This window comes from Sutcliffiella tianshenii, assembly GCF_016908565.1.
Taxonomy (GTDB): Bacteria; Bacillota; Bacilli; order Bacillales; family Bacillaceae_I; genus Sutcliffiella_A; species Sutcliffiella_A tianshenii.
This window is the reverse complement of record NZ_JAFBED010000010.1, coordinates 38,453-57,696: the sequence shown is the minus strand read 5'-3', so window position 1 is coordinate 57,696 and position 19,244 is coordinate 38,453. Positions and strand designations below refer to the sequence as shown.

The window sequence follows — 19,244 nt, the reverse complement described above, 5'->3', positions numbered from 1 at the left end:
TTTTTTATCGTTCAATGGCCACTGCGTTTTCAGGAATATGAAATGGATCCTGTTTATTGATGTGGTCATAAAACATCACACCGTTCAAGTGATCGATTTCATGCTGGAACACGATCGCTACAAGACCTTTCAGTCGAAGCTTCACTTGCTCTCCTTGAACGGTTGTTGCCTTGACTGTCACTCTTGCATACCTCGGAACGAAACCAGCTACCTCCCTATCAACAGATAAGCATCCTTCCCCGGTAGTCAAATAACTTTTTTCCACTGAATGGCTGACTATCTTTGGATTAAGCAGGGCGTAGCTGTGCTGTTTGCCTGTTTCATCGGCAATATGGACGGCAATCATCCTTTTTGGCACGTTGATTTGAGGAGCGGCAAGTCCAACCCCTGGTCTAAGGTTGTATTTCATTGCTGTTTCTGGATCCTGACTATTTATCAAGTACTGCAACATCTCATTTAACGTGTCTTTTTCTTCTTGTGTAGGTGGCAGATCCACTTCCTTCGCTGCCATTCTTAGTGTAGGATGGCCTTCCCTGATGATTTCATTTGTCGTTAACATATAAAAGAACACTCCATTCGAAAAAACTGATTCATATATCATATTCAATCATTAATTAAATTATTTTAACAGAAAAAGCTACCGCATGGGAAATGAAAGGAAGGGGCATTAATGCTTCTACTGGGTAATACATATATTATATAATGGAATTGGATTATTTACGTTATTCTTACATAGTTTTCAAATAGATGTTGTCAAAATACGCGATAAATTTTATAGTTAAAGTGGAAGAAATGATAGGGGGATTTAAATTGCGTCATTGGAAAAGAACAGTTGCATCTCTTACTTTGGCAAGTTCACTGCTATTAACGGGCTGTATCAATGGAGAAACGCCGGAGCAGGAGATATTTGAGACACTTGAAAAAGTAGTGGACCTGGAAGAAAGCTTTGAAGCGCAGCAAGCTCCTTTATTGGACCTTGAGCAGAAGGAAAAACAAATCTATGATGAAATCATCACGCTTGGGATGAAAGAATTCGATCAAATTGTCAAACTTGCACAAGAAGGCTCCTCTTTAGTGGAAAAAAGAGAAGAGGCCATGATGGCTGAAAAAGAAAGTATCGAAGCGGCAAGAGAGCAGTTTGAAGAGGTGAAAACTTCCATTGAATCCTTGGATGACGAGGATCTGAAAAAAGAAGCGCAAAGCTTGTATCAGTTAATGGAAAAACGATATGAAGCATATATGACTCTATCGGGTCATTATATGGAAGCCATTCAATTGGACAAGGAGCTTTATGCCCTTTTCCAAAAAGAGGATCTGACATTGGAAGAACTGCAACTGCAAATCAATAAAATCAATGAACTGCTTGTTAAGATCAAAGAATCCAATCAAGCATTCAATGAATTTACAGAGCAATATAATGAAGCGAAATTCTCTTTTTATAAAAATGCCGGATTGAATGTCGAATACAAAAACTAATTAGAATAAAAGATCGGCCCATTAAAACAGGGCCGATCTTTTTTTATGGCGAAAATGATGACAATAAATAAGTATTGTCTTATAACAATGGCAGACAAATATATTTTAAAATAGTCAAAATGGTTTGGATGGTTATGTTTATAGGAGAAAGGGAAAGGGTTAGTGTACACTTTTTTGTTATGATAGTATAACTTGAGAATCAGGTTGATCAGGCTATATGATACAGGAAGTGAAATTGTATTAGTACAGTTTGGCGATCGGTGAAATGGCATTAAGTATAATTTTAGTCAAATATCAATGAATGCAAAGAGATTGACGGAATAATCTGCTTGGATGTATACTTGAACTTGTTCAAAAGTTGTATTAATATATTTAAATGTAGAATTAATACAGATGATTATTCATGCAGACTGATTTCATATTGGGAATCATCATGAAGAGAAATAGTACAATTTTGTGTGGGATGCAGAAAAATGTCTTTTTAAGTAATTTTTTGGGCACCCTAATTTTGTATGTAAACTATGTATCAATCAGTTCTCTTAATAGAAAGGAAGAGGTGACGTAGATGGCTGCAAAAACTAAAAATGCCAAGTTCGATCCAAAGCAGCAGTTAGCGAAAGTGGAAGAGCAATTCCAAACGTTTCAAATCTTAAATGAAGAGGGCGAAGTAGTGAATGAAGCTGCAATGCCTGACTTAAGTGATGATCAATTAAAAGAGTTAATGAGCCGCATGGTATACACACGTGTCCTTGACCAGCGCTCCATCAGCTTAAACCGACAAGGCCGTCTGGGCTTCTATGCTCCGACAGCTGGACAGGAAGCATCCCAATTGGCTTCCCAGTATGCATTGGAGAGCGAAGACTTCATCCTGCCAGGATACCGTGATGTTCCACAAATGATCTGGCATGGACTTCCATTATACCAAGCATTCTTATTCTCCCGTGGCCACTTCCACGGAAACCAGATGCCTGAAGGTGTTAACTTGTTACCGCCACAGATCATCATTGGTGCACAAATCATTCAAACTGCCGGTGTGGCACTTGGATTGAAGAAAAAAGGGAAAAAATCCGTTGCAATTACATATACAGGTGACGGTGGAGCATCTCAAGGTGACTTCTATGAAGGTCTGAACTTTGCAGGGGCATACCAAGCGCCAGCGATTTTTGTTGTACAAAATAACCGTTTCGCAATCTCCACTCCTGTTGAAAAACAATCTGCGGCAGGAACGATTGCTCAAAAAGCTGTAGCAGCAGGTATTCCTGGTGTGCAGGTAGATGGAATGGACGCATTGGCTGTATATGCGGCAACTCGTGATGCACGTGAGCGCGCTGTAAACGGCGAAGGTCCTACTCTGATCGAAACATTGACATACCGTTATGGTCCACATACGATGGCTGGTGATGACCCAACCCGTTACCGTACTTCAGAGCTTGATAATGAGTGGGAAAAGAAGGATCCATTGGTTCGTTTCCGCAAGTTCTTGGAGAACAAAGGTATCTGGAGCGAAGAAGAGGAAAACAAAGTGATCGAACAAGCGAAGGAAGACATCAAAGAAGCAATCAAAAAAGCGGATGGACAACCTAAGCAAAAAGTAACGGACTTAATCTCTTTCATGTACGAAGAGCTACCATACAACCTAAAAGAACAAAATGAAATTTACAAAGAGAAGGAGTCGAAGTAAGCCATGGCGCAAATGACTATGATTCAGGCAATCACTGATGCGTTACGCACAGAATTGAAAAACGACGAAAACGTCTTGCTTTTCGGTGAGGACGTCGGTCAAAACGGTGGGGTTTTCCGTGCAACAGAAGGCCTTCAAGCTGAATTCGGGGAAGACCGTGTATTTGACACGCCACTTGCAGAGTCAGGTATTGGTGGTCTTGCTGTCGGCCTTGGTGTAACTGGATTCCGTCCTGTCATGGAAATCCAATTCTTCGGTTTCGTTTATGAAGTAATGGATTCCGTAAGTGGACAACTTGCACGTATGCGTTACCGTACTGGCGGACGCTGGCATTCACCAGTGACAATCCGTTCCCCATTCGGTGGAGGAGTTCACACACCTGAGCTTCATGCAGACAGCTTGGAAGGACTGGTTGCTCAACAACCTGGACTTAAAGTGATAATCCCTGCAACACCTTATGATGCGAAAGGTCTTTTGATTTCCGCAATCCGTGATAACGATCCTGTTATCTTCTTGGAGCACATGAAATTATACCGTTCATTCCGTCAAGAGGTACCTGAAGAAGAGTACACAATCGAAATCGGGAAAGCTGACGTTAAACGCGAAGGCACAGATATTACAATGGTCACATACGGTGCGATGGTACATGAGTGCTTAAAAGCTGCAGAACAACTTGAAAAAGACGGCGTTTCTGCAGAAGTCATCGACTTGCGTACAATCAGTCCTTTGGATATCGAAACAATCATTGCATCTGTTGAAAAAACAGGCCGTGCCATTGTGGTCCAAGAAGCACAAAAACAAGCAGGAATCGGTGCAAGCATCGTAGCTGAAATCAATGACCGTGCGATCCTTAGCCTTGAAGCACCGGTATTGCGCGTTGCAGCTCCTGATACTGTATTCCCATTCTCTCAAGCTGAGAGCGTATGGCTGCCAAACCATAAAGATGTTCTAGAAACAGCGAAAAAAGTCTTGAACTTCTAATTCATATAACAATCGGTAAGGAGGTCCATTCTTTGCATTGCAAGAGTGGGCTCTCCATTTTATCGATAAACTAAAGTGCTAACATTAATAGGAGGTTGAATACTGTGGCATTCGAATTTAAACTGCCAGATATCGGTGAAGGTATCCATGAAGGTGAAATCGTAAAGTGGTTTGTAAAACCAGGTGACGAAATCGAAGAAGATGATGTACTTTGTGAAGTGCAAAATGATAAAGCGGTCGTAGAAATTCCATCTCCTGTAAAAGGGAAAGTAACGGAATTGAAAGTGGAAGAAGGCACTGTCTGTACTGTTGGACAAACAATCATCACGCTTGACGCTCCAGGATATGAGGACCTTAAGTTCAAAGGTGACGATCACGGAAGCGACGAAGAAAAAGCAGATGAAAAAACAGAAGGACAAGTTCAGGCAACTGCTGAAGCTGGTCAAGATGTGAAAAAAGAAGAAGCTCCAAAAGAAGAGCCAAAAGCTGAAACAGGCGCAGGCGCAGGGGAGCAAGTGGAAGTTGATCCAAACAGACGCGTGATCGCTATGCCTTCTGTACGTAAATATGCCCGTGAAAAAGGCGTTGAGATCCGTCAGGTAGCCGGTTCCGGAGATAATGGCCGCGTCCTAAAGAGCGATATCGATGCATTCTTAAGCGGAGGCAATGCAAAAGCAGAGGAAACTACTGCAACTGAGGCAGCTCCGGCAGCAAAAGAAGAAGCTAAAACAGAAGCTAAAAAAGAAAAGCAAGCAATCCCTGCTGGTCAATATCCGGAAACACGTGAGAAGATGAGTGGAATGCGCCGTGCGATTGCAAAAGCGATGGTAAACTCCAAACATACAGCTCCGCACGTTACATTGATGGATGAAATCGATGTGACCGACCTTGTTGCTCACCGCAAAAAGTTCAAAAATGTTGCAGCGGACAAAGGTATTAAGTTAACATTCTTACCATACGTAGTAAAAGCACTTACATCTGCTTTACGTGAGTTCCCTGTACTTAACACATCTTTGGATGATGCTACAGACGAGATTGTACACAAGCACTATTACAACATCGGAATTGCTGCAGATACTGAAAAAGGCTTACTAGTTCCTGTAGTGAAAGATGCAGATAGAAAATCCATCTTCTCCATCTCCAATGAAATCAATGAACTTGCCGGTAAGGCTCGTGATGGTAAATTGGCATCCGATGAAATGAAAGGCGCTTCTTGCACAATCACCAACATTGGTTCAGCTGGTGGACAATGGTTCACTCCAGTAATCAATCACCCGGAAGTTGCAATCTTGGGTATCGGCCGCATCGCTGAAAAACCTGTAGTGAAAGACGGAGAAATTGTAGTGGCTCCTGTTCTTGCATTATCACTAAGCTTTGACCATCGTATGATTGATGGCGCTACTGCTCAAAATGCGCTTAACCATATCAAGCGTCTATTGAACGATCCACAATTATTGTTAATGGAGGGTTAATTTAAATGGTAGTAGGAGATTTCGCAATTGATGTAGATACGCTTGTCATCGGTTCGGGCCCTGGCGGATATGTTGCTGCAATCCGCGCGGCTCAACTTGGACAAAAAGTAACAATCGTAGAAAAAGGGACACTTGGAGGAGTATGTCTGAACGTAGGATGTATCCCTTCCAAAGCTCTTATTTCTGCAGGACACCGCTTTGAAACAGCTAAACATTCTGATGACATGGGAATCACTGCTGAGAACGTGACAGTGGACTTCACAAAGGTACAGGAATGGAAAGCTGGAGTTGTTAAAAAACTTACAGGTGGAGTAGAAGGCCTTTTAAAAGGGAATAAAGTCGACATTGTATCCGGTGAAGCTTATTTCGTTGACGGCAACACAGTCCGTATCATGGACGAAAACTCTGCGCAAACATACAAATTCAACAATTGTATCATTGCGACAGGTTCCCGCCCTATTGAAATCCCGACATTCAAGTACTCTAAACGTGTTCTTGATTCAACGGGTGCATTGGCACTTAAGGATATTCCAAAGAAATTGGTTGTAATCGGTGGAGGCTACATCGGTACCGAGCTTGGAACGGCTTATGCCAACTTTGGAACGGAAGTTGTGATTGTTGAAGCTGCAGATGAGATCTTGGCTGGATTCGAAAAGCAAATGAGCTCACTTGTCAAACGTAACCTGAAGAAAAAAGGAAACGTGGAGATCTTCACAAAAGCGATGGCTAAAGGCGTTGAAGAAACGGAAGATGGAGTAAAAGTAACAATCGAAGTAAAAGGCGAAGAGCAAACCATCGACGCTGATTACGTATTGGTTACTGTCGGCCGTCGCCCTAACACTGACGAACTTGGTCTTGACCAGGTTGGAGTTGAAATGACGGACCGTGGAGTTATCAAGATCGATAAGCAGTGCCGCACTAGTGTTTCTAACATCTATGCAATCGGTGATATCGTTGAAGGACCACCGCTAGCTCATAAAGCTTCTTATGAAGGTAAGATCGCTGCAGAAGCTATCGCTGGACACCCTGCTGAGATCGATTATCTTGGAATTCCTGCTGTAGTATTTTCTGAGCCTGAATTGGCGTCTGTAGGATATACAGAAGCTCAAGCAAAAGAAGAAGGATTAGAAGTAGTGGCTGCCAAATTCCCATTTGCAGCAAACGGTCGTGCACTTGCACTGAACGCTACTGACGGCTTCTTGAAGCTAGTGACACGTAAAGAGGATGGTTTGATCATTGGGGCCCAAATTGCTGGATCCAGTGCATCAGATATGATTGCTGAACTTGGACTTGCCATCGAAGCTGGAATGACAGCTGAAGATATCGCAATGACCATCCATGCTCATCCAACATTGGGAGAAATCACAATGGAAGCTGCAGAAGTAGCAATGGGTAGCCCGATCCATATCGTGAAATAAATCAAAAAAGCACCCGGAAATCCGGGTGCTTTTTTTGTATTTCTTTCATAAAAAAAAGCCCCTCAATGAAGGGCCTCTCCGGACTTGCTCAATGCTTTTTCAATGGAACCGACGATATCTTCCTTTTGGCGAGTTCCATCCACTTGTGTTACTACCTCGTTATCGAGCACCACCAATAAAGAGGGAGTGCTCTTTATATTGAACTGCTTGTATAATGTTTTTTCATCTCTTAATGGGACGACCATCAGATTGGCAACTTCGTTCGGATAAGACCCTTTTAAATCAAGGATAGCATCATAATAAGTGCTTTCTTCCTGGATATTACTTTCATCAGTAAAAAAAACTAAGGTCTTGGAATGCTCAGGGAATTGAACGTGAGTAATTGTTTTATTCTCTTGGCAGGAAGACAATATGAAAAAAGACAACGTTATCAAAATGACAGAGCCTCTGATCATGGCAATCCTCACTTTCTGTAAAAAGTAATGTATGTATGCAAGAATGCTAAATATTTAACCAAAAATCGATTCGGAATCAAAACTCCTACTATGTAACTATACGGTGATATTCTATCATGAAAAAATAGCAAATAAATGCTTGTCATGGAAATGTTACAAAATTGAAAAATAGATTGTTCTTTTCCAGCATAAATATTATTAGGTTTCCTGTTGATCGAAAAAGGCTATTACCATAATAGAAATATGCAGTAAGGAGCTGCTTTTATGAAAAATTATGTAGTGTTTTTAATACAGAATGTCCTTTTTGGCGCTTATAGTCTCATCGAATGGTTTTCTGTAAGAGATAAACTGCAGGCTAAAGTCATTCTCCTTGGGGTATTCATCTATCTCTGCTATGTATTGGCACACTCGATCATTCATAAGAAAAAGCAGGCTGCCGTTACTACTGTGATTAGCTTCCTTTTCTATTTTAGCTTCCAGAGTCTATTTTATTACTTGATTTTTTGATTCTGGGCATTTTGTACTATCTGTTATAGTCCCATCTTTAGACAATGCCCCTAAATTCGGTAAAAGGATTGCCACAGGGTAATGTAAGCTAGTATGATAATAGGTGAACTTTACATATGGAGGAAAGAACATGAAAAAATGGATAGTGCCTACGCTACTGATGCTCCTCCTGACAGCTTGTGCTGAATCACCTCAAAATGAAAACAGCCAGGCGGATGAAGGGGAAACTGCAACAGAGTCAAATCAGAACAACGATAATGATGAAGGGGAAGTATCAGAAACCCAGGAAGATAGTGAAGGTGTCCCAGAGGAAGAAGAAGGTTCGGAAAATGCCGAAGAGGCAACTACCGCCCCCGAATCTGCTGATAGTGAATCAGAAGAACCCCAGTATACAGTCAATCCGGCAGATTCTTCCGTCCAGCCAATTGGTGAAGCAAACGCTGAAGTGGTACTACTCACTATAGATGATGCTCCTGACCGCTACGCCATGGAGATGGCTACAACATTGAAGGAACTTGGCGTAAAGGCGATTTTCTTTGTCAATGGACATTTCCTGCAAACCGAGGAAGAAAAAGAGACACTGAAGAAAATCCATGAAATGGGTTTCCCCATTGGAAATCACACGATGAACCATAAATCTTTAAGGCAGCTAACTGAAGAGGAACAATATGAAGAAATTGTAGGATTGAATGATTTGATTGAAGAGATTATCGGTGAACAGCCTAAATTTTTCCGGGCGCCGTTTGGCATCAACACGGACTATTCCGATGAACTGGTGGCAAGTGAAGGAATGGTAAGGATGAATTGGACTTACGGTTATGATTGGGAACAGGATTACACTACTGCAGATGCTATAGCGGACATCATGGTAAATGCAAAGGAATTGAGAAGTGGCGCTAACCTACTGATGCATGACCGTGAATGGACCAATGCAGCACTTGCTGATATTGTCAAAGGCTTGCAGGATAAAGGGTATGAAATGCTCGATCCAAGCCTGATTGAAGTAAAAACGGATCAGTCGGAATTGTAGAAGTTTGAACAGGAAGCCCTCCATGCAGGGTTTCTTTTTTTTTCTGACATCTGTGCAAGGATAGTTTACAATATGGGCATAGAGACAGAAAAGACCCGTCAGACAATATCAGACGGGTCTTTTTCGGTTCATTAACGCTTATAGTAATACATGATGCTTCCTGTAAATAGTTTTAGCTCCGCTTCAAGCTTCTTGGCTAGGAACTTGCAGAGCTCATTGGCTTTTCCTTTGTCTCCATGTGTACTTTGATCGTGCAGTGTAACTTGTATGTAGGATAGTGGCTCATCTTCCCCATCGATTGGTGCTTGGCTGCCTACACCTATCAGGATCATCTTATAACGGTCTTCCTTTGCCTTGAGGTAGAACCATTGCCCTTGTCCCTCCGGAGTTTCCTTGATTTCATATGGGAAAGCCGCTTGGCTATATTCCCATCCCAATTGCTTTCCCGTTTTTTCCGTAATTTCTTTATAGTAGGTGAGCAGTTCCTTTACATCTTGTACTGTAAGGGTTTTCTTTGGAGATTTTGGAACAAGGTTAATATACGCGCTGCTAGCCATTCATTTCACTCCTAAATATGACAATTCTTCATTAAATATAATTCTAGCACTTGCAGAAAGTCTGTGACAATCATTAAGTTAAAATTCTTGCAATTAGCCCATTTTTTGCGATATAATAAATATCTGAATAAACAAAAAATTAAGAAGGAGGAACCGTATGAACCTATTTGACAAGCTTTATGATAACAATGAGAATGTCCCTGTGCGATTCGTAGGATTCACCACCAAGGATACAAGGTATGATTTCGGTATCGTCTATACGAATTTGTTTTTTGGTAAACCCCTTGTCATCTGTATGCAAACCGGCCGCTCCACGCTCCTCGATCCCAAAGATATTACCGACCTAAATCACCTTCAACATGTTTTCCGAATCGACTCTAAAGAACAAGCGGAAGATCTAGCGGAATTCTTTTCCGAAGCCATTCCTGCAACTCCTTTCCAAGAACAGTACGAATAAAAATCTCCATAGTTTAAGGGCCATCACCAGATAATAGGTGATGGCCCTTTTCGTCAATGAATTATTCTTCATGATAAAGAGTATATATAATTAACTTACCTATTTTTAAATGTGTTATACAATTTAGTTATTGACATAACACATTTAACGGTTTATGATGTATTTAATAAGAGAAAACGCTTACAATTTCTTGATACACAAACTGTTTTCCAATAAAATATACTTTGAAAAGGGGTAAATGTGTATGGGTACAATTATTTGTCAAACTTGCAACAGCGCGGTAGACCACTTCGAGGATGAAAAAGTTACGACTTATTATGCGAAATGTACAGAATGTAAGTGCTCTGAGAAAGTGGAAGACCTAGATTAATAGAATGATGATGGATAGCAGATATAAATAAAACAGCAGTCGCAATCCCGACTGCTGTTTCTTTGTGTTTTATTTGATTGCTTTATGTTCCTTGATGACCCTGAGCGTTTTGAGTTCATAGTCTTCAGGGCCTTGAACAGGAAGACCGACTTCCAATGTCTTGGAAATGTAGGCCAGGTTCTCTTCTGTGATGATTTCCCCAGGTGTGAAGATAGGGATGCCTGGAGGATACACCATGATGAATTCAGCGATGATCCTTCCTGCTGACTTTTCGAATGGCACGACTTCCGTCTCTGAATAGAAAGCATCACGAGGTGCAATGGCCAGGACTGGAATGTCAGGCAAAAATACCTTGACCTGATTTTCTTGATCTTCAGCCTTGTCGCGTTGCTGATTTGCAAGTTCCCTTAATGCAGTAAGCAATATCCCGGTTTCAACTGAGGTGTCACCAGGGGTTACAATGCATAGGATATTGTACAGATCGGAAAGTTCCACTTCAATGTTATAGTTTTTACGGAGCCATTTTTCTACGTCATATCCTGTAAGATTTAATTTCTTTACAGATATGATCAATTTTGTCGGGTCGTAATCGAAAGTTGCCTTTCTTCCCAGTATTTCCGGTCCAACACAATATAAATTGTCAATCGCATTGATTGCATCCCTTGTCTCGTTGGCAAGTTGGATCGTTTTTTCAATCAACATATGTCCTTCTGTCGCAAGCCTCTTACGGGCAACATCCAAGCTTGCCAATAGAAGGTAGGAGGTTGATGTCGTCGTAAGCATGCTCAGGATGGATTGAATTCGATTCACATTCACAAGTCCTTCGCGTACATTCAGGATGGAACTCTGTGTCATAGATCCACCTAGCTTGTGCACGCTTGTTGCCGCCATATCTGCTCCTGCCTGCATGGCGGACAGGGGAAGCTCTTCATGGAAATGGATATGAACCCCGTGCGCTTCATCGACTAGTACCGGTACATTGAAACTGTGGGCAATTTCAACAATCTGGCTCAGGTCGGCTGAAATGCCGAAGTAGGTCGGATTGATGACAAGAACACCCTTTGCATCCGGATGCTGCTTGAGGGCCCGTTCAACAGAATCGGTAGTGATGCCGTGGGAAATCCCAAGTTCTTTGTCTACTTCGGGGTGAATGAATATTGGGACAGCACCCGAAAAAACGATTGCAGACATGACAGACTTGTGCACGTTCCTAGGGACGATGATTTTTTCACCAGGTCCGCAAACAGCCATGACCATTGTCATGATGGCTCCGCTGGTACCTTGTACAGAGAAAAAAGTATGATCGGCACCGAAAGCCTTCGCAGCTAAATCCTGTGCATCTTTAATCATACCTTTTGGCTGGTGCAGGTCGTCTAGGGGACCTATATTTATCAAATCGATGGACAGTGCGTTATCACCGATGAATGCACGAAACTCGGGATCGATGCCTGCCCCTTTTTTATGGCCGGGTATATGAAATTGAACTGGATTCTTTTTTGCGTGTTCGATCAAGCCAGTAAACAATGGTGTTTCATTTTGGGAGTATGTCAATTTTACTAAGCACCTCTTTACATAATTTCTTTGACATTTTTATCATGTAAAATCTATCTTCATCTTAACGTATCTTAAAACGCAGAACAAACTTACACATAAAACAAATGAATTATAGCATTTAAAAGTAAGGTTGCATAGATTTTTCTTATATATAATTCGTTGAAAAAAACAGGATTTGAGCTTTCGAAAAAGAATATATTGAACAATGGAAAGGAGCTAATACATGATGAAATGGAAAACTAGAATAACAGACTTATTACATATTGAATATCCAATCATTCAAGGAGGACTGGCCTATCTGGCTTATGCTGATCTTGCCGCAGCGGTTTCAAATGCCGGCGGACTAGGGCAAATCACAGCCATGAGCCTCGATACCCCTGAAGAGCTCAGGGCAGAGATACATAAATTGAAGAGTCTGACTGATAAGCCGTTTGGCGTGAATTATGCCATTGGTCAGCATGGTCGGCCTTTTGAACATATGCTGGATGTGGCAATAGAAGAAGGAGTACCGGTGATATCCATGACTGGAGGGAACCCTGCCCCGATTTTCAAAAGGTTGGAGAACACCCCTTGTAAAAAGCTTGTACTGGTTGCTGCAAGAAGGCAGGCCGAGAAGGCCGAGGAATTGGGTGCTGACGCTGTCATGGTCGTGGGGCAGGAAGGGGGAGGGCATCTAGGAAAGCAGGATTTAGGGACGATGGTCCTCGTCCCAAAAGTGGTGGATGCCCTATCCATACCTGTTATTGCCTCAGGTGGAATAGGGGACGGAAGGGGATTGATGGCGGCATTAAGCTTAGGAGCAGAAGGGATCGAGATGGGTACTCGATTCATTGCAACGAAAGAATGCCTGCATGCGCATCCCATCTATAAAGAGATGCTTGTCAAAGGTACGGAAAATGATACAGTCATCATTAAAAAAAGCATAGGTGCACCTGCCAGGGCCATTCACAATAAATGGACGGAAGAGATATTGGCGCGTGAAAAGAACGCTGAGGGGTATGAAGGATTAAGGGAATATATAAGTGGAGTGGCAAATAAACGGTTCATCCATGAAGGGGAAGTTGAACAGGGGTTTGCCTGGGCAGGACAGGTGATGGGCTTGATTGATGATGTTCCCTCTGCAGGTGAACTGATAGGGAGAATCATCTTGCAAGCGGAAGAAATTCGCAAAGACTGGACAATCTAAGATAAGTAAGTGCTATACTATGTAACGAAATGAGCTTACATAATGAGGTGACAGTATGGACTTTTCTTATCCCATTTCCTATGACTGGACAACAGACGAAATCGTGGATGTGATTGCTTTTTACGAAGCGGTGGAGCAGGCGTATGACAAAGGAATCGAGCGGGATCATCTGATGAGCGTATATCGCCGCTTCAAGGAAATAGTGCCTGGAAAAGCAGAAGAGAGAAACCTAGCTAACGAGTATGAAGAGTTGAGCGGGTTCTCTGCCTATCAGACGATTAAAAAAGCAAAAAGCCTGGAATCGGGAGATAGAGTGAAAATGTAAAAAAACAAGAATCGGAACTAAAGCCGATTCTTGTTTTTTTAGGATACTGCTGTTTTCTTTGTCAGATTATAAAGAGGTCGCAGCGTTTGGAACGCTTCCTCTATTCTTGCGATCGTTTCGTCACCTGAGAGTGTGACCGCTTCTTCTCGGGGAATTTGTATGCCGCATAGGATTTCCGCTTTTTTAACGTTCATTAACCGTTGGAAAAGGTCCTTGTGCTCGTCCTCTGATAGATCACTTTGACGGATGACCTCAGGTTTAGTGTGATCCTTGGACCAAACATAATCTGCGGGAATCGATTCGCGTATCTGCTTTACATCCTCAATTAGCTTCTCCCCGTATGCTTCCTTGATCGGCGCTTCATAGATCACGGCAAACCATACGAAAACGTGCGTTTCCCATAATCCAATCTGAAAATGGGGCAGCATTTTATATCCCCGGTTGCTGTTTGCGAATGCGACCCATGAATCTTTTGGCGGGTTGATTGTGCGTCTTGCATGCTTTGCAATATGGTATTGCATTTCATCACCGGTCATCGCTGTCAAAGAGGGCGCAAAATGTTCTCCAAGCAGCTGGAATTTCGGTTGGATCCTTTCTTGGAGAGCAGCCATTCGCCCTTCTAGCCCATCAATTTTGAAAACATTGAAATCTGCTTTTTTAAAACCGTTAAATTTCCTTGATGCCACAATCATCACTCCACATATAAGTATTCCTCTGAATATTCTAGCATAGCCAAATGCCTTTTCAAAAAGATTCACCTTCTTACCTTTTCTTATGGGTTATTGCACATTTTAGTTACCAACTTTTAATCCCTTCATATGATATATCAACCATAAAAGTTGAGAGTATCTAAGAGCCATGAAAATCACCTGAGGGAGGGATTGGGATGAAGCAAGTAGTGAAACCTTGGAAAAAGAAAAAGGAAGAAAACCAGATGGCAGTGCTGAAACTTGAAATTGATTATGAACTGGTAACATTGTTTGATGCAATGACAGAAAACAATGCCGATAAGATCAATAGCAGCAAAGTCAAATTAGAGAAATTGCGTAAGGAAATGTTGAGTTTAGAGGTTTAGTGGCAGGTGCTACCCAACGAACCTGTAAGAGGTTCGTTTTTCTCTGTGTCGCATTACTTGATTTTAAATGCCCACTTCAGTAAGCTAAAAAGAACAATTGTATTGAAAAGTATTACATAGATGTGGAAGGGCAGGAGTCGTAATGAACTGGTCGCAAATTGATGAGAATGCAAAGACATGGACAAGAGAGGCTGGGGAAAGGATACGCGCTTCCTTTAATGAAAAGCTGATGATACATACGAAAACTTCTCCAGATGACCTTGTAACGAATATTGATCGTGAAACGGAGCAATTCTTTATAGAAAAAATCAGAAACACCTATCCTGATCATCAAATACTTGGCGAAGAGGGCTTCGGTGACAAAATAGATAAGCTTGACGGGACTGTCTGGATTATCGATCCAATTGATGGAACGATGAATTTCGTGCACCAGCAGAGGAATTTCGCGATATCTGTTGCTGTATACCATGATGGTGTTGGTAAAATAGGGTTGATCTATGATGTCGTGCATGATGAGCTTTATCATGCAAAAGCCGGGGAGGGGGCATACCTTGACGATGTAAAATTGCCTCCATTAAAAGAAGTGGCTGTGGAACAGGCCATTATAGGATTGAATGCAACTTGGATTACAGAAAATAAAAGAATCGATCCTTCCATACTGGCCCCGCTGGTACGAAGGGTGAGGGGGACACGCTCTTACGGATCTGCTGCACTTGAAATGGCTTATGTAACGACTGGTCGGATCGATGCGTATATCACGCTACGTCTATCTCCCTGGGATTTTGCCGCCGGGCTTATCCTGGTAAATGAAGTAGGCGGGAAAGTGACGACCCTGCATGGGGAAGAACTGAACCTCCTCGGCCAGAACAGTGTGTTTGTCTGCAAGCCAGGCCTGCATGAAACAATCAGTAAAGATTATCTGTCGAAGCTTAAATAGAAATCATAGACGCATGGTTAAAACCCCCGCGGCATTGAACCGCGGGGGTTTATTTACGGGTATGAACGACAATTTGAACTGATCACAAAAATCCGCACCTGTAAAAAAATGAAAGAAACTCATCTTATCGATTATTTTCCCTCATGCTTCGTTTTTTCTTGAATCCGAAGCCCATTATTATAAATAATAAAATAATTGCAAATACTATACCTGTTAAGCTTCTTTCTGCTATTGCTATACCAATCAATCCCATGGAGGTAGCCGCTAAACAAGCGAAAAGTACGAAGATCCATTGAATGTTTTTCATGATTTTCCCTCCTTTATGTTAACGCATTCAACACTTAACACATATTTTACAGAAGTCTCTTCGTCTTTTCTACTATGTTTGTGGTATAATACTAAAGTTATTAAGTTGTAAATTAGGGAGATGAAATAGTGAACATCCGCAATGATATTAGAAACATCGCAATTATTGCTCACGTTGACCATGGTAAAACAACGTTAGTAGACAAATTGCTACACCAAGCTGGTACGTTCAGAACGAACGAACAGGTAGCAGAACGTGCCATGGACTCAAACGATCTAGAAAGAGAACGTGGGATTACCATATTGGCAAAAAATACGGCAATTAACTATAAAGATACACGCATCAACATCATGGACACACCAGGACATGCCGACTTTGGTGGAGAAGTGGAACGTATCATGAAAATGGTAGACGGTGTACTTTTAGTGGTTGATGCTTATGAAGGCTGTATGCCTCAGACGCGCTTCGTATTGAAGAAGGCGCTAGAGCAGAACTTGACACCGATTGTTGTAGTAAACAAAATCGACCGTGATTTTGCACGCCCGACTGAAGTGGTTGATGAAGTAATCGACTTATTCATCGAGCTTGACGCAACAGAAGAGCAATTGGAATTCCCTGTGGTTTATGCTTCTGCCATTAATGGAACTGCAAGCACAAACCCAGAGAAGCAAGATGAGAACATGGAAGCAATTTATGAGTCCATCATCGAGCACATTCCAGCTCCAATCGACAACAGTGAAGAGCCGCTTCAATTCCAGGTTGCCCTTCTTGACTACAACGACTATGTAGGTCGTATCGGGGTAGGCCGTATTTTCCGCGGTACAATGAAAGTCGGCCAGCAGGTTGCATTGATGAAGCTTGATGGTTCTGTTAAGCAATTCCGTGTATCAAAGCTGTTCGGTTTCATCGGTCTTAAGCGTGTGGAAATCGAAGAAGCGAAAGCTGGAGATCTTGTTGCTGTTTCCGGGATGGAAGATATCAACGTCGGGGAAACAGTTTGCCCGGTTGACCATCAGGAAGCTTTACCGGTACTTCGTATCGATGAGCCGACACTACAAATGACTTTCCTTGTAAACAACAGTCCGTTTGCAGGTAAAGAAGGTAAATTTGTCACTTCCCGTAAAATCGAAGAGCGTCTTGAAGCTCAGTTGGAAACGGACGTAAGTCTACGTGTAGATCCGACTGATTCCCCTGATGCATGGGTCGTATCAGGTCGTGGAGAGCTTCACTTGTCTATCCTGATTGAAAACATGCGCCGTGAAGGTTTCGAGCTTCAAGTATCCAAGCCTGAGGTTATCATCAAAAATGTTGATGGCAAGAAATCAGAGCCGGTTGAGCGCGTTCAAATTGATGTTCCAGAGGATTACACTGGAGCAGTTATGGAATCCATCGGTGCCCGTAAAGGTGAAATGGTGGACATGATCAATAACGGTAATGGCCAAGTTCGTCTTATCTTCATGGTTCCTTCCCGTGGATTGATCGGTTATACAACTGAATTCCTTTCCTTGACTCGTGGATATGGAATCATCAACCACACATTTGACAGCTACCAGCCAATGGCTGCAGGTCAGGTTGGCGGACGCCGCCAGGGTGTACTTGTTTCCATGGAAGCAGGAAAAGCATCCACTTACGGCATCATGGGAATTGAAGACCGCGGTGTCATCTTCGTAGAGCCAGGTACGGAAGTTTACGAAGGAATGATCGTGGGAGAGCATAACCGTGAGAACGATCTTGTAGTTAACGTATGTAAAATGAAGCAGGCTACTAACGTCCGTTCTGCAACAAAAGACCAGACGGTTAGTATGAAAAAGCCTCGTCTAATGACTCTGGAAGAATCTTTAGAGTACTTGAACGATGATGAGTACTGTGAAATCACTCCTCAGTCCATCCGTTTGCGCAAGAAGCTTTTAGACAAAAACGAACGCGAAAGAGCAGCAAAGAAAAAGAAATACGCAGAAGCTTAATTTGCAAATGAATAGGGGAAGCATGGATGGGTTTTCAAAAGCCTATCCTTGCTCCCCTTTTTCTAAATCAAGGAAGGGAAAGGTGAGGATCCCGTGAGTGAAGAAAAAGTACCGGAATATCTTTCTTTTTTTGCCAGCCTCTACAATGTGGTTGAAAACCCTGTATTAGGCATGTGGTTGCTATACCTGACCATCTTGGCACTGTCCATTTTGGTGTACAAGCTTGGTTTTGCATTAAAGCTGCCAATCTTAAAGTCTGCTATTATCTATCTATTCTTGGCACTGGGTGGGACCGTACTGACATTTTTAGGGATTTTCCTGCCGGTTGCAGAAGGATTGGTTGTTGCAGCATTGATTCTGATCATCTATAAAATTCGATTGCGCCGCCATAAGCAAGAGGAAGGCACAGAATCTTAAAGGAGGACTCGTGATGAGATCCTTGCAGGATACACTTTATAATTGGCTGACTATTAAAGTGGTTGCTGAAGCCAGACCGGATGATAAATCCGCACAGGATACGATGAAGTTGTTCGAATCCATCTTGATCGATGACCATCATCTCAAGGAGATATCGGTAACGAAGGAAGACCCGATGTACTATGTATCGTACAAAAAGGATGGGGAAACTCATAAAAACCGCTTCCCTATTGAATTGATCGATGTCATGCTTGAACAGATCAAGAACGAACCGGAAAAATACCATAATTATGAGTAAATGAAAAAAGAGGATCACTCACACGTGTGAAGCACACCATCTGAGTCATCCTCTTTATTTTTGTCTGGGAGAATAAAAAATAGGAAGCAGTATTGCAAACAGGATATGACCGACTGTCCATAAGGAAAAGCTGATAGGGTCATTCACTGCGGGAGTATCCTTTGTCGCAAGAATGGTCAAGGGGAAGTAAAGAAACACAGTAGGCAATGTTAATAGGAAAGACCAAAAATATGGACTGTTTTTAGAGTCTGCATTTCTTTCCATTAACCAAGCGAAGATTATCCCTATCAGGATAGCCATTAGAACATGTAATGAGAATTCCGCAAGCTCCGGAAGGTCGCGGCTATCAATATAAGGAATAAAATCAACATTCAGCAATAATACATAGACTTTCTTGGAGGAAATAGCCTCCAAGAATTTCATCGCAAGCCCCATGATCGAGCCGCTGAGGAAACCTGTTAGTGCCCCTCGTTGTATCATTTTTTACCACTCATCCTGGTTCTGCTTCTGTTCGTAAAGGCGGAAGTTTCCAGTCGCGATTCTTTCATTCGTCCTTTTCTCGATCCTTGCACTGCAATCATCACACATATAAGTGTGGATGGGCCTGTTTCGAAGCCTTTTTGCTATCAGTGATTCATCATTTATACTTTCGATTTTATCGCAAATGACACATTTGACTCTCATATTCCACCTCATCTAATCCAATATTACGTATAGTATAGCATAATGGGGAGAGAACAGAATAACAAAAGAAGTAACAGGAGATTTCAAATTGAT

At 42.1% G+C, this 19,244-nt stretch carries 24 protein-coding genes; 16 read left to right on the top strand and 8 right to left on the bottom strand.

The features are described from left to right. Positions 1-4 precede the first annotated feature (4 nt). Entirely contained in the window at positions 5-559 is a 555-nt protein-coding gene (def, locus tag JOC95_RS17785) for a peptide deformylase (RefSeq protein ID WP_204418534.1), read from the bottom strand. 251 nt (positions 560-810) lie between these two features. On the opposite strand from def, the gene JOC95_RS17780 reads away from it, so the two are divergent. The 5 genes from JOC95_RS17780 (at position 811) to lpdA (ending at position 7,028) form a co-directional block, all read left to right on the top strand. Further along, positions 811-1,476: a YkyA family protein gene (locus JOC95_RS17780; RefSeq protein ID WP_204418533.1), complete on the top strand. Its 666-nt coding sequence runs from the start codon at positions 811-813 to the stop codon at positions 1,474-1,476. A gap of 565 nt (positions 1,477-2,041) precedes the next feature. Next, complete coding sequence (pdhA, locus tag JOC95_RS17775; RefSeq protein ID WP_204418532.1) at positions 2,042-3,157, top strand: pyruvate dehydrogenase (acetyl-transferring) E1 component subunit alpha; 1,116 nt, start codon at positions 2,042-2,044, stop codon at positions 3,155-3,157. 3 nt (positions 3,158-3,160) lie between these two features. Then, on the top strand, positions 3,161-4,138 hold the full coding sequence (locus JOC95_RS17770; protein ID WP_204418531.1) for an alpha-ketoacid dehydrogenase subunit beta: 978 nt from the start codon (positions 3,161-3,163) through the stop codon (positions 4,136-4,138). Positions 4,139-4,242: 104 nt separating this feature from the next. Further along, a complete protein-coding gene (locus JOC95_RS17765) occupies positions 4,243-5,610 on the top strand; it encodes a 2-oxo acid dehydrogenase subunit E2 (protein WP_204418530.1) in 1,368 nt (455 codons plus the stop codon). Positions 5,611-5,615: 5 nt separating this feature from the next. Continuing rightward, entirely contained in the window at positions 5,616-7,028 is a 1,413-nt protein-coding gene (gene lpdA, locus JOC95_RS17760; protein ID WP_204418529.1) for a dihydrolipoyl dehydrogenase, read from the top strand. A 62-nt stretch (positions 7,029-7,090) separates the two neighbouring features. Here the strand turns inward: lpdA and JOC95_RS17755 are convergent, their stop codons facing one another. Beyond that, positions 7,091-7,483: a YbbN family protein gene (locus tag JOC95_RS17755; RefSeq protein ID WP_204418528.1), complete on the bottom strand. Its 393-nt coding sequence runs from the start codon at positions 7,481-7,483 to the stop codon at positions 7,091-7,093. Positions 7,484-7,747: 264 nt separating this feature from the next. Between JOC95_RS17755 and JOC95_RS17750 the strand changes: the two genes are divergently transcribed. Together JOC95_RS17750 and JOC95_RS17745 are read left to right on the top strand one after the other, a co-directional pair. Continuing rightward, complete coding sequence (locus tag JOC95_RS17750) at positions 7,748-7,990, top strand: hypothetical protein (protein WP_204418527.1); 243 nt, start codon at positions 7,748-7,750, stop codon at positions 7,988-7,990. Positions 7,991-8,120: 130 nt separating this feature from the next. Then, positions 8,121-9,020: a polysaccharide deacetylase family protein gene (locus JOC95_RS17745; protein WP_204418526.1), complete on the top strand. Its 900-nt coding sequence runs from the start codon at positions 8,121-8,123 to the stop codon at positions 9,018-9,020. 131 nt (positions 9,021-9,151) lie between these two features. Here JOC95_RS17745 and JOC95_RS17740 read toward each other — a convergent pair whose 3' ends face one another. After that, a complete protein-coding gene (locus JOC95_RS17740) occupies positions 9,152-9,577 on the bottom strand; it encodes a DUF1885 family protein (RefSeq protein ID WP_204418525.1) in 426 nt (141 codons plus the stop codon). A gap of 157 nt (positions 9,578-9,734) precedes the next feature. Between JOC95_RS17740 and JOC95_RS17735 the strand changes: the two genes are divergently transcribed. Together JOC95_RS17735 and JOC95_RS17730 are read left to right on the top strand one after the other, a co-directional pair. Beyond that, the gene (locus JOC95_RS17735) at positions 9,735-10,034 is read left to right on the top strand and encodes a DUF3055 domain-containing protein (RefSeq protein WP_204418524.1); all 300 of its coding nucleotides are present in this window, start codon (positions 9,735-9,737) and stop codon (positions 10,032-10,034) included. A gap of 244 nt (positions 10,035-10,278) precedes the next feature. Further along, positions 10,279-10,404: a GapA-binding peptide SR1P gene (locus JOC95_RS17730; RefSeq protein WP_204418523.1), complete on the top strand. Its 126-nt coding sequence runs from the start codon at positions 10,279-10,281 to the stop codon at positions 10,402-10,404. Positions 10,405-10,473: 69 nt separating this feature from the next. Here the strand turns inward: JOC95_RS17730 and JOC95_RS17725 are convergent, their stop codons facing one another. Next, on the bottom strand, positions 10,474-11,955 hold the full coding sequence (locus JOC95_RS17725; protein ID WP_204418522.1) for an aminotransferase class I/II-fold pyridoxal phosphate-dependent enzyme: 1,482 nt from the start codon (positions 11,953-11,955) through the stop codon (positions 10,474-10,476). Positions 11,956-12,184: 229 nt separating this feature from the next. On the opposite strand from JOC95_RS17725, the gene JOC95_RS17720 reads away from it, so the two are divergent. Both JOC95_RS17720 and JOC95_RS17715 read left to right on the top strand, forming a co-directional pair. Further along, entirely contained in the window at positions 12,185-13,144 is a 960-nt protein-coding gene (locus tag JOC95_RS17720) for an NAD(P)H-dependent flavin oxidoreductase (protein WP_204418672.1), read from the top strand. A 55-nt stretch (positions 13,145-13,199) separates the two neighbouring features. Beyond that, the gene (locus JOC95_RS17715; RefSeq protein WP_204418521.1) at positions 13,200-13,469 is read left to right on the top strand and encodes a UPF0223 family protein; all 270 of its coding nucleotides are present in this window, start codon (positions 13,200-13,202) and stop codon (positions 13,467-13,469) included. A gap of 38 nt (positions 13,470-13,507) precedes the next feature. Here JOC95_RS17715 and JOC95_RS17710 read toward each other — a convergent pair whose 3' ends face one another. Then, the gene (locus JOC95_RS17710) at positions 13,508-14,155 is read right to left on the bottom strand and encodes a YktB family protein (RefSeq protein ID WP_419096265.1); all 648 of its coding nucleotides are present in this window, start codon (positions 14,153-14,155) and stop codon (positions 13,508-13,510) included. Positions 14,156-14,355: 200 nt separating this feature from the next. Here JOC95_RS17710 and JOC95_RS17705 point away from each other — a divergent pair, with 200 nt between their 5' ends. Both JOC95_RS17705 and JOC95_RS17700 read left to right on the top strand, forming a co-directional pair. Continuing rightward, positions 14,356-14,544, top strand: a complete 189-nt coding sequence (locus JOC95_RS17705) for a hypothetical protein (RefSeq protein ID WP_204418520.1) — start codon at positions 14,356-14,358, stop codon at positions 14,542-14,544. A 142-nt stretch (positions 14,545-14,686) separates the two neighbouring features. Further along, positions 14,687-15,481 carry an inositol monophosphatase family protein gene (locus JOC95_RS17700; protein ID WP_204418519.1) on the top strand — a complete coding sequence of 265 codons (795 nt, stop codon included), beginning with the start codon at positions 14,687-14,689 and terminating at the stop codon, positions 15,479-15,481. A 124-nt stretch (positions 15,482-15,605) separates the two neighbouring features. Here the strand turns inward: JOC95_RS17700 and JOC95_RS17695 are convergent, their stop codons facing one another. Continuing rightward, positions 15,606-15,788, bottom strand: coding sequence for a YlaF family protein (locus JOC95_RS17695; protein WP_204418518.1), 183 nt, complete (start codon positions 15,786-15,788; stop codon positions 15,606-15,608). A 128-nt stretch (positions 15,789-15,916) separates the two neighbouring features. Between JOC95_RS17695 and typA the strand changes: the two genes are divergently transcribed. The 3 genes from typA to JOC95_RS17680 all read left to right on the top strand — a co-directional run bounded on the left by typA (position 15,917) and on the right by JOC95_RS17680 (position 18,467). Then, the gene (gene typA, locus JOC95_RS17690) at positions 15,917-17,752 is read left to right on the top strand and encodes a translational GTPase TypA (RefSeq protein WP_204418517.1); all 1,836 of its coding nucleotides are present in this window, start codon (positions 15,917-15,919) and stop codon (positions 17,750-17,752) included. Positions 17,753-17,845: 93 nt separating this feature from the next. Then, entirely contained in the window at positions 17,846-18,169 is a 324-nt protein-coding gene (locus tag JOC95_RS17685) for a YlaH-like family protein (protein WP_204418516.1), read from the top strand. A 13-nt stretch (positions 18,170-18,182) separates the two neighbouring features. After that, the gene (locus JOC95_RS17680; protein WP_204418515.1) at positions 18,183-18,467 is read left to right on the top strand and encodes a hypothetical protein; all 285 of its coding nucleotides are present in this window, start codon (positions 18,183-18,185) and stop codon (positions 18,465-18,467) included. 54 nt (positions 18,468-18,521) lie between these two features. On the opposite strand, the gene JOC95_RS17675 is transcribed toward JOC95_RS17680, so the two are convergent. After that, positions 18,522-18,947 carry a hypothetical protein gene (locus JOC95_RS17675; RefSeq protein WP_204418514.1) on the bottom strand — a complete coding sequence of 142 codons (426 nt, stop codon included), beginning with the start codon at positions 18,945-18,947 and terminating at the stop codon, positions 18,522-18,524. A gap of 3 nt (positions 18,948-18,950) precedes the next feature. Continuing rightward, a complete protein-coding gene (locus tag JOC95_RS17670) occupies positions 18,951-19,151 on the bottom strand; it encodes a YlaI family protein (protein WP_204418513.1) in 201 nt (66 codons plus the stop codon). Positions 19,152-19,244: the final 93 nt, after the last annotated feature.

Bases quoted from the DNA above. Each gene is read 5' to 3' on its own strand.
- def (WP_204418534.1), bottom strand. From the start codon at position 559: ATGTTAACGACAAATGAAATCATCAGGGAAGGCCATCCTACACTAAGA.
- pdhA (WP_204418532.1), top strand. From the start codon at position 2,042: ATGGCTGCAAAAACTAAAAATGCCAAGTTCGATCCAAAGCAGCAGTTA.
- JOC95_RS17770 (WP_204418531.1), top strand. From the start codon at position 3,161: ATGGCGCAAATGACTATGATTCAGGCAATCACTGATGCGTTACGCACA.
- lpdA (WP_204418529.1), top strand. From the start codon at position 5,616: ATGGTAGTAGGAGATTTCGCAATTGATGTAGATACGCTTGTCATCGGT.
- JOC95_RS17755 (WP_204418528.1), bottom strand. From the start codon at position 7,483: ATGATCAGAGGCTCTGTCATTTTGATAACGTTGTCTTTTTTCATATTG.
- JOC95_RS17750 (WP_204418527.1), top strand. From the start codon at position 7,748: ATGAAAAATTATGTAGTGTTTTTAATACAGAATGTCCTTTTTGGCGCT.
- JOC95_RS17745 (WP_204418526.1), top strand. From the start codon at position 8,121: ATGAAAAAATGGATAGTGCCTACGCTACTGATGCTCCTCCTGACAGCT.
- JOC95_RS17740 (WP_204418525.1), bottom strand. From the start codon at position 9,577: ATGGCTAGCAGCGCGTATATTAACCTTGTTCCAAAATCTCCAAAGAAA.
- JOC95_RS17735 (WP_204418524.1), top strand. From the start codon at position 9,735: ATGAACCTATTTGACAAGCTTTATGATAACAATGAGAATGTCCCTGTG.
- JOC95_RS17730 (WP_204418523.1), top strand. From the start codon at position 10,279: ATGGGTACAATTATTTGTCAAACTTGCAACAGCGCGGTAGACCACTTC.
- JOC95_RS17720 (WP_204418672.1), top strand. From the start codon at position 12,185: ATGAAATGGAAAACTAGAATAACAGACTTATTACATATTGAATATCCA.
- JOC95_RS17715 (WP_204418521.1), top strand. From the start codon at position 13,200: ATGGACTTTTCTTATCCCATTTCCTATGACTGGACAACAGACGAAATC.
- JOC95_RS17705 (WP_204418520.1), top strand. From the start codon at position 14,356: ATGAAGCAAGTAGTGAAACCTTGGAAAAAGAAAAAGGAAGAAAACCAG.
- JOC95_RS17700 (WP_204418519.1), top strand. From the start codon at position 14,687: ATGAACTGGTCGCAAATTGATGAGAATGCAAAGACATGGACAAGAGAG.
- JOC95_RS17695 (WP_204418518.1), bottom strand. From the start codon at position 15,788: ATGAAAAACATTCAATGGATCTTCGTACTTTTCGCTTGTTTAGCGGCT.
- JOC95_RS17680 (WP_204418515.1), top strand. From the start codon at position 18,183: ATGAGATCCTTGCAGGATACACTTTATAATTGGCTGACTATTAAAGTG.
- JOC95_RS17675 (WP_204418514.1), bottom strand. From the start codon at position 18,947: ATGATACAACGAGGGGCACTAACAGGTTTCCTCAGCGGCTCGATCATG.
- JOC95_RS17670 (WP_204418513.1), bottom strand. From the start codon at position 19,151: ATGAGAGTCAAATGTGTCATTTGCGATAAAATCGAAAGTATAAATGAT.